At 47.5% G+C, this 12,193-nt stretch carries 9 protein-coding genes; 8 read left to right on the top strand and 1 reads right to left on the bottom strand.

Features of this window, described 5'->3' with window-relative positions; genetic code table 11:
• Window positions 1-415: 415 nt before the first annotated feature.
• Complete coding sequence (locus tag MCG46_RS10630) at window positions 416-1,330, bottom strand: hypothetical protein (RefSeq protein WP_240279984.1); 915 nt, start codon at window positions 1,328-1,330, stop codon at window positions 416-418.
• Window positions 1,331-1,493: 163 nt separating this feature from the next.
• Here MCG46_RS10630 and hrcA point away from each other — a divergent pair, with 163 nt between their 5' ends.
• From hrcA to MCG46_RS10590, 8 genes are all read left to right on the top strand, one after another.
• Complete coding sequence (hrcA, locus tag MCG46_RS10625) at window positions 1,494-2,519, top strand: heat-inducible transcriptional repressor HrcA (RefSeq protein WP_240279983.1); 1,026 nt, start codon at window positions 1,494-1,496, stop codon at window positions 2,517-2,519.
• Window positions 2,512-3,192, top strand: a complete 681-nt coding sequence (gene grpE / locus MCG46_RS10620) for a nucleotide exchange factor GrpE (RefSeq protein ID WP_240279982.1) — start codon at window positions 2,512-2,514, stop codon at window positions 3,190-3,192. The genes hrcA and grpE overlap by 8 nt, the downstream gene beginning before the upstream one ends.
• Window positions 3,193-3,229: 37 nt before the next feature.
• On the top strand, window positions 3,230-5,038 hold the full coding sequence (gene dnaK, locus MCG46_RS10615) for a molecular chaperone DnaK (RefSeq protein ID WP_020223719.1): 1,809 nt from the start codon (window positions 3,230-3,232) through the stop codon (window positions 5,036-5,038).
• A 49-nt stretch (window positions 5,039-5,087) separates the two neighbouring features.
• Entirely contained in the window at window positions 5,088-6,347 is a 1,260-nt protein-coding gene (locus MCG46_RS10610) for a polysaccharide deacetylase family protein (protein WP_240279981.1), read from the top strand.
• Between the two features lie 17 nt (window positions 6,348-6,364).
• Window positions 6,365-7,492, top strand: a complete 1,128-nt coding sequence (gene dnaJ / locus MCG46_RS10605; RefSeq protein ID WP_240279980.1) for a molecular chaperone DnaJ — start codon at window positions 6,365-6,367, stop codon at window positions 7,490-7,492.
• Between the two features lie 112 nt (window positions 7,493-7,604).
• A complete protein-coding gene (locus MCG46_RS10600) occupies window positions 7,605-10,178 on the top strand; it encodes an ATP-dependent Clp protease ATP-binding subunit (protein WP_240279979.1) in 2,574 nt (857 codons plus the stop codon).
• 319 nt (window positions 10,179-10,497) lie between these two features.
• Entirely contained in the window at window positions 10,498-11,013 is a 516-nt protein-coding gene (gene nusG, locus MCG46_RS10595) for a transcription termination/antitermination protein NusG (RefSeq protein ID WP_240279978.1), read from the top strand.
• 118 nt (window positions 11,014-11,131) lie between these two features.
• Window positions 11,132-12,190 (top strand): LCP family protein, encoded by a 1,059-nt coding sequence (locus MCG46_RS10590; protein ID WP_240279977.1) that lies wholly within the window; start codon window positions 11,132-11,134, stop codon window positions 12,188-12,190.
• Window positions 12,191-12,193 lie beyond the last annotated feature (3 nt).

Genomic DNA, 12,193 nt, shown 5'->3' with positions numbered 1-12,193 from the left:
AAAAGAGAAAATGATGAAACGAACTTAAATGGGTTATAGGCTTCCATATTAAAAAGATGCTGAAAGATCATAACCTGGATTCTGCAACGATCTCGGATATCTCAGCAGTTGGAAAAGAAGCTTCCAGGATAGTTCATTGTAAGGAAAACGGGAAGGAATTTCAGCTGCAGCTTACCAAAACGTTTTTGAGCAGAAGCGATATCCAAATATTGAGAAGAAAGCTGCGAACTTGCTTTACTATTTAATTAAGGATCATCCGTTCACTGAGCATGAGTTGCGGCGACTTGGATGATTACACAGTCGAAAACGGAAGAAAAAGCCACGCAGGTTCAATGAATAATGAATTTCATGGACGAAGCGGATAAAGAACGCTGGCTTTTCTTGGGGATGATCTTATGGAAAAGACCTTAAGAAGTCAGCTCCGCCACAGCTGCAGCAGTTGCAAGAGTAAAAATACACCGCCTGCCAAGCCCATCTGCAAAAGGCGGAAGCTGAAATACCGGGGATAAGCGAGCTTGAGGTGGGGCGTGAGGGAGAGCACCTGAAGATGAACACTGAAGCTGGCAAAGCCCAGTACCAGTGTCATCAGCAGGGCTTTGATCCAAGGTGCTAAGGGCAGCAGGGCCAAATTATTTGTGCCTAATGAAAACTCGGTGGCACATTGAATCGGCAGCAGCCATGAGGTCGGCAGCTTCATCGTCAGCAGATTCAGCAGCACTAAGGTTAACAATAAATAAGCGCCGATGAAATACAAGCTGATCCCCGCCTGAACAACAGCCTCTTTCAGGTTCTCAAACAGACTGCAAACTTCGCGGCTTGAATCTAACTGCAATGTGACCGGCGTGCTGCGGGTAAAAAACAGCAGCAGCATCACCGCAAAAAATTCTGCCAGCCAGATCATCAAACCATATTGAAAAGACTGAAGTAAGACTGAACCGCAGGTGATCAGAACAAACGAGGGAGTACTGACGGTGACACAGCAGGCTAATCTTTTTCCTTCTGTCTGTGTCAGACGCCCGCTTTCAACATAATCATCAATCAGGATCTGTCCCGCTGGGGAACCGAGGAAAAAGGAAGCGAAGACAAGTGAAAAAGCATCCGGGGAAATATGAAACAAGCTTTCGGTAAACCCGAACAGCCGCCGGGATACGGCGCGCAGCAATCCCTGTCCATCCAGAATCCGGATGACAACCATCGCGGCAAATAAAGAGGGAACAAGCTTCTCGAACCAGATGGCCAGGGCCTGGCAGGACGCTTGATAGGTGACCGACCCATAATAAAGCAAGGCGGCCAGCAGAGCAAAAAAAATGAGGGTCATTCCTTTTTTCATAGGCAAAAAGCCTCCTGTTGAAGTGTATGAGCATCTACTTGAAAAACGAACTGCGAAAAGCTTGAAAACTTGAAAAATATTAGCACTTTTGACTTGACAGTGCTAACAAGCTGGATTATACTGTTAGCAGACATCGGGAAAGAGTGCTAAAGGAGGCGAGGAGATGCTGACACCGAGGCGGATTGAAATCTTCAAGGCGATTGTCGATGAGTTCGTTCAGACAGCCGAGCCGGTCGGTTCCAAGACTCTGATGGAAAAGTATCAGCTCCCTTACTCCAGCGCAACGATTCGCAATGATATGATGGTTCTGGAAGAAATGGGCCTGCTCGAAAAGACCCATACCTCCAGCGGCCGCGTGCCTTCCACAAAAGGGTATAAGTTTTATTGCGAACATCTGATGGAACACAAGCTTGAGCATCAGCTGGAAGTGGCTGTTCGTCAGCAGCTGGCCAGCAAGCCATTGAATTTGGATGATGCGATCCGTGAGAGCTGCAACATTCTCTCGCAGATGACCAATCTGACTTCAGGGGTTCTGGGGCCGGATGCCAGCCGGCAGCGACTGGAGCATGTCAAGCTGTTCCCGATCAGCAACCGAAGTGCTGTGGCAGTCTTTATTACCGATCTGGGACATACGGAGAACCGGACGTTCCAGTTCGACGACGACCTGTCAGTAGAAGATATTCAAACCTGCTGCCAGATTCTGAACGACCGATTGAAGGGCACCTTGATCAAAGATGTTGTCGATAAGATGGATTCGATCAAACCGATCCTGGCAGCGCATGTCAAGCGGCATGAGATGTTGTTTCAGGCGTTTGTCAATGCCTTCGTCAAGTTTGCCAGTGAAAATGTGTATTTCAGCGGTCAGAACAATATGTTGTATCAGCCGGAATTTGCCGATATTGAAAAGCTGAAGGAATTGATGGCCATGATGGAAAATCCAAGCCTGTGGCGGCAGATCGGAATGACTGCCAATTCAGAGCTGGCGTTAAAGATGAATGAAAACGCGCAGCTGGTTTGGGTGAATGACATGGCTGTTGTGACCAGTAAATTCAAGCTCGGCGGTGATGAGGAAGGCCAGCTGATGGTCTTTGGTCCATCCCGAATGGATTACGACAGAATTGTTTCGCTGCTGGAACTGGTCAGTCAGTCGATCGAGAGTTTATACGGAAAAGGAGGCAGCCATGAGTAACCAGGAAGAAATGAAAAAAGAAACGATGAAGGAAGACGTGAAACCGAATCCAACACCGGAAGGTGAAGCTGCAGAACAGCCGCAGACGGCAGAAGAAATGTCGAAAGAGGTTGCGGAAGAAGCAGTGGAAGTTGCGTCTGACGCTTCGCAGGAAGAAAAAAAGGAAGACAAAAAAGAGGAGAAAAAGAAAGGCTTTTTCTCCAAGAAAAATGAAATTGAAGAACTGAAAACCCGCATCAGCGAGCTGGAAGGTGAGAATGTTCGGCTCAAAAACGAATATCTGAAGGCTTACGCCGATACGGAGAATACACGCCGCCGGCTCCAGCAGGAAGCCGAGCAGACCCGGAAATACCGGATCCAAAGCTTTGCGTTGGATATCCTGCCGGTTTTGGATAATCTGGAACGGGCGCTGGCGATTGAGCCGACCCCGGAGACGGAAAGTTACCGCAAAGGTGTTGAAATGATTTATCAGCAGCTCATTCATGCTTTGACGAAAGAAGGCGTGAGCGAGATCGAAGCGCTGGGCAAAGAGTTTGATCCGAATTTCCATCAGGCATTGATGATGGAAGCGGTGGAAGGTGCTGAACCCAACCAGGTCGTCGAGGTCCTGCAGAAGGGCTATCTGTTAAAAGATCGGATTCTGCGCGCCGCGATGGTCAAGGTCAGCGAATAAAAAAGTAGAAAACAAATAAATAAGGAGGATTTCAATTATGGGAAAAATTATCGGTATTGACTTAGGTACAACCAACAGCTGTGTTGCCGTCATGGAAGGCAATGAAGCCAAAGTAATCACCAATCCGGAAGGCAACCGGACAACGCCGTCCGTTGTCGCTTTTAAGAATAACGAACGGATCGTCGGCGATGCGGCAAAACGTCAGGTTGTCACCAACAAGGATTCTGTCATTTCAATCAAGCGGAAAATGGGGACGAACGAAAAAGTTCAGCTCAACGGCAAGGAATATACACCGCAGGAAATTTCCGCAATGATCTTAGGTTATATGAAGGATTACGCTGAAAGCTATCTGGGGGAGAAGGTCGACAAGGCGGTCATCACCGTTCCGGCTTACTTCAACGATGCGCAGCGTCAGGCGACCAAAGATGCCGGCAAGATTGCTGGTCTGGAAGTCGAACGAATCATCAACGAACCGACAGCAGCTGCGCTGGCCTTCGGTATCGATAAGACCGATAAAGAACAGAAAGTTCTCGTCTTTGACTTAGGCGGCGGAACCTTCGACGTCTCCATCCTGGATCTGGCTGACGGCACATTTGAAGTTTTGGCCACAGCCGGTGACAACCACTTAGGCGGCGATGATTTTGATAACGTCGTTGTCGACTGGATGGCAGATCAGTTCAGAAAAGAAAATGGCATTGATCTGAAACAGGATCGGATGGCGCTGCAGAGAATGAAGGAAGCGGCGGAAAAAGCGAAGAAGGATCTGTCCGGGATGGTTCAGACACAGATTTCCCTGCCGTTTATCAGCGCTGGGGCAGCCGGACCGCTGCACTTTGAAGCCACATTAACTCGTGCTCAGTTTGATTCCATGACTAAGTCACTGGTCGACCGCACTGTTATTCCGGTCCGTCAGGCCTTAAAGGATGCCGGTTTAACCAAGAATGATATTGATCAGGTTCTGTTAGTCGGCGGTTCTACCCGAATCCCAGCCGTTCAGGAAGCTGTTCGTCAGGAATTAGGCAAGGAGCCGAACCGTTCTGTCAACCCGGATGAAGTTGTAGCCTTAGGCGCAGCGATCCAGGGCGGCGTCATCAGCGGTGATGTCAAGGATGTTCTGCTGCTGGACGTTACACCATTAAGCTTAGGTATTGAAACGCTGGGCGGCGTCATGACCGTGCTGATCCCAAGAAATACAACGATCCCGACATCCAAGAGCCAGGTCTTCTCGACGGCAGCGGACAATCAGCCGGCTGTAGATATCCATGTTCTGCAGGGCGAACGTCCAATGGCCAATGATAACAAGACCTTAGGCAACTTCCAGTTAGGCGGAATCGCTCCGGCCCGCCGCGGTGTTCCGCAGATCGAAGTCACTTTCGACATCGACGTTAACGGTATCGTCCATGTTTCCGCAAAAGATAAGGGAACAGGCAAATCCCAGTCGATTACCATCTCCAACTCTTCAGGATTGAGCGATGAAGAAATCGATCGGATGGTTCGTGAGGCTGAAGATCACAAGGCTGAAGACGATAAGCGCAAAGAGGAAATCGAATTGAAGAACCGTGCGGAAGCCTTCATCAATCAGATTGACGAAACGTTGAATACGGAAAATGCGAATGTTACGGATCAGCAGAAGGAAGAAGTCAAGAAACTGCGTGATGAACTGCGCACAGCGATCGATAACAATGATATGGATACACTGAGAACCAAGATGGATCAGCTTGAAAAGGCAGCCAACGATATGGCTCAGGCGATGTATCAGCAGCAGGCGGGTGCCCAGGGCGCTGATGCGGGCACAGACGCTCAGGATGACAATGTCGTCGATGCCGACTTCAAGGAAAAGAAATAACAATTCACGCCGCACAAAAATCCTGGTTTCCATACTGGGATTTCTGTGTTTGAGCGTTGCCCTCAGCAGTTGTTCCCGCACCCCCAAGAACAACGCTGATTCTTCCCCGAATGCTGAAAGTGCACCGCTGGTCAGTGCGCTGGATGATCAGCAGCTCGCCCATGTCAAAGAATGCAACGGCCGCCGCGTCAGCAGCGAACAGCCTGTTGATTTAATGATCATGCAGGACGGCAAGCTGCAGCCCTTTGCCATCCTGCAGCCCGGACAGCTGGTTCAGCTTAAAGAAATCAGCGATCCGGATCTGATCACCTCTTCCTATCTGCCGTTAGATCGGATGGATCAGGAGGGCGGGGCGCAGGTTTTGATCGACGCGCTGCAGGTCACGCCTTCCGGCAGCTGGCTGAATCCTACCAATCATCTGTTGGAAAAAGATTTTGCGGTGAAGCTGAAGGCCGGTACACGGATGAAAAACGACAATGATGAAACCATTTTGACGACCAGCACCGAACAGACATGGCTGGTGTATGCAGAGAAAGAAGAAGCTTACGGTCTTGAGCTGCAGGGCCGGATTGTTTGGGTCGACAAGAGTCAGGCTGAAGAAACGCTGGAGCGTTCGGGAACCGCTGAAACGGCTGCTACGTCTTTGCCGGTCTTGATGTATCACTTCTTTTACAGTGAAGCGGATGGGCAGAGCCGCGACAATGTCAATTACGTTGAAGTTGAAGAATTCCGCGAACAGCTGCAGGCTCTGCAGGACCGCGGCTATGTCGCGTTAACGATGCGCGAAGTGGAAATGATGATGAAGGGCTGGGCGGATGTGCCGGAAAAAGCGGTTGCGATTACAATCGACGACGGCGATCCGACCGTCTATCAGTATGCTTATCCTGTGCTGAAGGATTTTGGCTATAACGCCACGTTATTTCTGATTACTGGCTGGATGAATCCGCAGCTGCCGTATGAGTTTTTCCAGATGCGGGAAGATGGCCTGGAACTCCAGTCCCATTCCTTCTTAATGCACCAGGGTGGATGCAAGGCAGGCCATGGCGGACGATTGTTATGCGTTGATTCTGAGGAAGGCGTGAACGATACCCGACAATCGTTGGAATATGTGGATGGCGGCTTTGTCTACTGTTACCCATTTGGCGATGTCAATGATCACGCAGTAGAAATTTTAAAGGAAGCTGGGGTTCAGCTGGCTTTTACGACAGAATATGGTAAAATAAAACCCGGAATGGATTTGTACAGGCTGCCGCGAATCCGGGTTACCGGCGGTGCGGGCCTGGATCGATTCATAAAAAGTGTAGAGTAGCAGGAGGGTGATGTTTTATGAGTGAAAAGCGTGATTATTATGAAGTCCTGGGCATCAGCAAAGGCGCTTCTGATGATGAAATAAAAAAAGCCTATCGAAAGCTGGCTAAGAAGTACCATCCCGACGTTAACAAGGAGCCGGGAGCGGAAGAAAAGTTTAAAGAAGTCAACGAGGCCTATGAGGTTCTCAGCGATCCGCAGAAACGCGCGACCTACGATCAGTTTGGTCATGCCGGCATGGATGGCATGGGCGCCGGTGGGTTCGGCGGCTTCAGCGGCGGCGGATTTGACGATCTGAACGATATCTTCGGTTCATTCTTTGGCGGCGGTTTTGGCGGGGGCGGATCAGCTCGCCGTTCCAATGGCCCGCGCAAGGGTCAGGATCGCTACATGCAGATGAAGATCAGCTTCATGGATGCGATCTTCGGCAAGACGGAAACGATTACGATTGACGTCGATGAACAATGTTCGCAATGCATGGGAACCGGCGCGCATTCCAAAGATGATGTTATTGTCTGCCCGAACTGTCATGGCTCAGGAACGGTGGTTACCCAGCAGCGCACGCCGTTTGGCGTATTCCAGTCCCAAAGCGTCTGCCCGGAGTGCGGCGGCACCGGCAAGAAAATCCGCAAGAAATGTTCTAAGTGCGGCGGCAAGGGATACGAGCATAAGCGCGTAAGCGTGGATGTCAAGATCCCGGCCGGGATCCAGTCTGGACAGCAGCTGCGCGTCTCCGGTAAGGGGGAACGCGGCGCCAACGGAGGACCGAACGGCGATCTGTATATCGAGATTATGGTCATGAAGCATGATTACTTCGTGCGCGATGGCCGCAACATCTTTATTACGATTCCAATTTCCTCTGTCGATGCGACATTAGGCTGCTCGGTCGATGTGCCGACGGTTTACGGCGATGTGGAGCTGACGATTCCTTCCGGAACGCAGAACGGCCAGCAGTTCAGGCTGAAAGGCAAAGGCGTCAAAGATCTGCGCGGTTCCGGTCAGGGCGATCAGTTAGTGGAAGTCAAGATTGAGATTCCGAAGAAGCTCAGCGGCGAAGAAAAAGACATGTATGAAAAGCTGCGCAAACTGCAGGCCAAAGGCGGCAAGGAATCGGTCTTCGATAAATTCAAAAAGGCTTTTAAATAAACGTCCTAAAGGGTTTGATACAGACGAACCCTTTTCTTAAAAATTTTGTTTAGCACTCTATTGACTGGAGTGCTAAAAGTGATATACTAACGATGACAAGGAGGGACATCCTATGAATATTGATCAGATGACAGAACGCCTGCAGCGGATCCTGATGGAAGCGATCCAGCTGGCGCAGGCCCAGGGACAAAGCGAACTGAATGTTGAGCATTGCCTGAAAGCCATTTTTGAAGATGATGGAATCGACGGATTATGGCAGCGGCTGAATCAGGATAAACAGCGGACGCTGCAGATCATCGACAGTTATATGAAGCGGCTGCCTTCCAGCACTTCTGCAGCCCAGCCGAATCTCTCACGCGAGGTGCAGCAGGCCTATCAGGAAGCGCTGAAGTGGAGTCAGGCTCATGAAGAAACGTATATGAGCTCAGTGGCGTTTCTGATTGGCTTGTTGTTCGGCGGCAGCGCCGTTGCCAAGGCGATTCTGGAAGCGACAGGCATTACGCGAAAAGCGCTTGAAAAAGCGGAAGAAGAAAGACGAGGTGGAATGAAGATGACAGAACAAAACGCAGAAAATCAACTTGATGCCCTGCAGAAATATGGCCATGATTTAGTTGAAGATGTAAAGAGCGGAAAGATTGATCCGGTTATCGGCCGGGATGAAGAAATCCGGCGGGTCATCCAGATCTTATCGCGAAAAACGAAAAACAATCCAGTGCTGATCGGTGAGCCGGGTGTCGGCAAAACCGCGATTGTCGAGGGCATCGCCTGGCGGATCATGAACGGCGACGTCCCGTTTGGCTTAAAGGAAAAGAAGTTGATTGAATTGGATATGGGTGCTTTGATCGCCGGAGCGAAATACCGCGGTGAATTTGAGGAACGGCTCAAAGCGGTGCTCAATGAGGTTAAGCAGGCTGAGGGCAATATTATCCTGTTCATTGACGAGATTCATAATCTGGTCGGAGCGGGCAAGACGGAAGGCTCCATGGATGCCGCCAACCTGCTGAAGCCAATGCTGGCGCGGGGTGAGTTAAAATGTATCGGCGCTACGACGTTTGATGAATACCGCAAGTACATTGAAAAGGATGCGGCACTGGAGCGTCGATTCCAGAAAGTTCAGGTTGATGAACCATCCGTGGAAGATACAATTTCCATTCTCCGGGGGTTAAAGGATCGCTTTGAAAGCTATCATGGCGTACAGATTTTAGATGAAGCGATCATCGCTGCCGCCACGCTGTCCAACCGTTATATCACCGACCGGTTTCTGCCGGATAAGGCAATCGATCTGGTCGATGAAGCCTGTGCTTCTTTGCGGGTTGAGATGGATTCAATGCCGACCGAGCTGGATGAGCTGATGCGGCGAATCATGCAGCTGGAAATTGAAGAAACTGCGCTGAAGAAGGAAACCGATGCCAAGACGCTGCAGCGGCTGGAAGAGCTGCGCAAAGAACTGGCTGATTTGAAAGAAGAGAAAGAAATCAAATACAACCAGTGGCAGCAGGAAAAGCAGAAGCTGGATGAGGCCAAGGGGTATAAGGAACAGTTGGAGAAAGCTCGGTTGGATTTCACCCAGGCGCAGAATGAAGCCCGTTATGAGGAAGCGGCCAAGCTGCAGTATGATACGATTCCAACGCTGGAACGCAAAATCCGCGAAGCGGCGCAGAGCAAGAAAGAAAAACACATGATTCAGGAGATCGTCGATGAGGAACAGATCGCGAAGGTCGTTTCCCGCTGGACGCATATCGAGGTCAGCAAGCTGATTGAGACAGAACGTCAGAAACTGCTGCATCTGCAGGATGCTTTAGCCCAGCGAGTTATCGGCCAGGATGAGGCCTTGGAGCTGGTTACCGAAGCGATTCTGAGGTCAAAAGCGCAGATTCAGGATGAAAACCGACCGATTGGATCCTTCCTGTTCTTAGGTCCAACCGGTGTCGGTAAGACGGAGGTCGCTAAAGCCTTGGCGGAACAGTTGTTTGATGATGAATCCAAGATCATCCGGATTGATATGAGTGAATACATGGAGAAACACAGCGTATCACGGCTGATCGGTGCGCCTCCGGGATATGTCGGTTACGATGAGGGCGGCCAGCTGACAGAGGCGGTACGCAGGAAACCCTATTCTATCGTACTCTTGGATGAAGTTGAAAAAGCCCATCCGGATGTCTTCAACATCCTGCTTCAGATTCTCGATGATGGCCGGATTACCGATAACAAGGGTGTGACGGTTGATTTCAAGAATACGCTGATTATCATGACGAGCAACCTGGGTTCTCAATATGCCTTTGATAATGATAAGGCTGAGCGCAACCGTCATTACATGGATGAAGTACACAAATATTTCAAGCCGGAATTCGTGAATCGGATTGATGAGATCATCGTCTTCAATGTCCTGAACAATGAAGTTCTGGTTAAGATCGCGGATAAGTTCCTGAACGAACTGGCAGGCCGGTTGACGAAGAAGGATATTGTTCTGGAAGTCAGCGATGCAGCGAAAGCGAAGATCGTTGAATTAGGTGTTGATCCAGTCTTTGGGGCACGTCCGATGAAGCGACATATCCAAAGAACAATTGAAACCTTAATCGCTAAAAAGATGATTGAACGTGGCAATGAAGGTAACTGCACGATGAAGGTCGACGTTGAAGAAGGACAATATGTCCTGCATGTCATTGAAAATCCAGAAGTCATTTAACCTCAAAAGGTCGGAAAAATCCGGCCTTTTTTATTTGGCTTTACAGTTATTATAGCTTAGAATCACTAACCATTCATGACATAAAACATGTCGTTGATGACATCATTTATTCTAATAATGTAAAAAAAATCACACCTTTTGTGACTGAGAAAAAATAATGGAAAATAATGGATAATTTCTATCTTTTCAGCCTGTAATCCATTATAAAGATCATTATCTTTCTTGTCAATAATAGTGTACCTATTCTGACAGTAGCTGACTATTGAAATCTTTGCGGTGGGCAAGTGAGAAGTCTTTTTTTATTAAAGGGGGTGAAGGGTTGAACTGGTATTTTATTGAAACGGAACGATTTGAAGAAGAAAAAGTAAAACAGATCCTGATTGATTCAGGTTTTGATGCCTTTATCCCAAAGAAAGAAATGTACTTTAAAAAAGGAGATTTCACGACAATGACTCAACGACTGTTGTTTCCAGGGACGGTTATGATCTGTGATCCGGAATCCCCACCGCAATTTACCCGAAAGCTGAATGACTGGCTTGCTTTAAAGAAATTGGGATCAGAACTCATTCGTTTAGAATCAGATACTTATTATTCCTTATCCAATAAGGAAAGAGCTTGTTTAAGCCAGCTGTTAGACGATCTAAAGATTCTGCGATTTTCAACGGGTGTGATTCGACAACGTGAACTTCATGTCCTAAAAGGTCCTTTACAAGGTCACGAAAAAGAAATTCAGAAGATCAAACGCCATCAACGCCTAGCGACATTGCCTGTTCAGCTTTGCGGGCAAACGATTTCTTTAATCGTAGGTTTAGAAGTAATTGAAAAAATTGGATAGAAAACAAATAGTTGTTTCGGCACTTTTAATTCATCCGAGATCATCTTTTACAAACTCATCGTAAGCTTGAGGTGGCGGAGCCTACCTTTTTTTGTTTTATACTAAAGGATGTGACACATTGAAAAAACAAAGAAACACTCCCAAGAAAGACAAGAAAACCAGGATCTTATTGATACTAATAGGTGTTCTTGCTTTTTTAATCTTAATTCTAGTTTTGGGCGGAAATCTCTATATCGATTCCTTATTGAATAGAACGATCCGCTCCAGAAAACTCTCTAACGAAGACGCTTTAATCAGCCAAGAAGTCTTAGATCAAGTCAAGAATCATCGCATTGTGAATATTGCGGTATTCGGCTCTGATAACGCAGAAACTGCGCAATGGCAAAATTATGAAATGGAACGTTCTGACGCCACAAAGATTATCTCTTTGGATTTTGATTCCAAGAAGATAAAAATTACCTCCTTGCAGCGGGATACGCTAGTTTACATTCCAGATCCCTACAATGACTATGATAAATTAAATCATGCGCATTGGCGAGGCGGACCAGAACTGGCAGTGAAAACATTGAATTATAACTTTGATTTAGATATCACGCAATATGTGGGTTTTAGTTTTGAAGCGTTAGAAACGTTAGTAGATTTAGTCGGTGGTATAGATATAATACTACCCGATGGACTTTTAGCTACAAAAGTCATGAATTTAGGAGCGACTCGGGATGGAAATGTCTTTCATTTAAAAGGAAAACAAGCGCTGGGTTATTGTAGGATTCGTGAAGTGGATGATGATTTTCATCGCATGGACAGACAAAATGAAGTGATTCTGAAAATCTTAGAGAAGTTATCCAAAAAGAATGTGTTTGAATTAATGGAAATTGTGGATGAAATGCTTCCGTATGTGGAGACCAACTTAACAAATAATGAAGTCAAAAATGATATTACTTCTTTGTTAAATTTTGATCTAAAGCATATTGATCAATTTCAGATTCCATCAAAAGGGATGGATTCGATTGAGAAAGTCATTGAATACAATGGATTCAGTCCAATCTATATGATGGAAAACTATGAAGACTTAGCGAAAGAACTTCATTGGAATATCTATGAGGATGAGAGCTATCAGCCTAGTTCCAATATCGTTCAATTAGAAAGAAACATACAAAATCAATTTGGAGGATCCTGACGA

It is taken from the genome of Holdemania massiliensis, from assembly GCF_022440805.1.
GTDB classification, from domain to species: domain Bacteria; phylum Bacillota_I; class Bacilli_A; order Erysipelotrichales; family Erysipelotrichaceae; genus Holdemania; species Holdemania massiliensis_A.
This window is presented reverse-complemented; position numbering and strand designations above follow the sequence as displayed.

What these genes read in the sequence shown, in the direction of transcription:
- MCG46_RS10630 (WP_240279984.1), bottom strand. Translation starts at nt 1,330, where the DNA reads ATGAAAAAAGGAATGACCCTCATTTTTTTTGCTCTGCTGGCCGCCTTG.
- hrcA (WP_240279983.1), top strand. Translation starts at nt 1,494, where the DNA reads ATGCTGACACCGAGGCGGATTGAAATCTTCAAGGCGATTGTCGATGAG.
- grpE (WP_240279982.1), top strand. Translation starts at nt 2,512, where the DNA reads ATGAGTAACCAGGAAGAAATGAAAAAAGAAACGATGAAGGAAGACGTG.
- dnaK (WP_020223719.1), top strand. Translation starts at nt 3,230, where the DNA reads ATGGGAAAAATTATCGGTATTGACTTAGGTACAACCAACAGCTGTGTT.
- dnaJ (WP_240279980.1), top strand. Translation starts at nt 6,365, where the DNA reads ATGAGTGAAAAGCGTGATTATTATGAAGTCCTGGGCATCAGCAAAGGC.
- MCG46_RS10600 (WP_240279979.1), top strand. Translation starts at nt 7,605, where the DNA reads ATGAATATTGATCAGATGACAGAACGCCTGCAGCGGATCCTGATGGAA.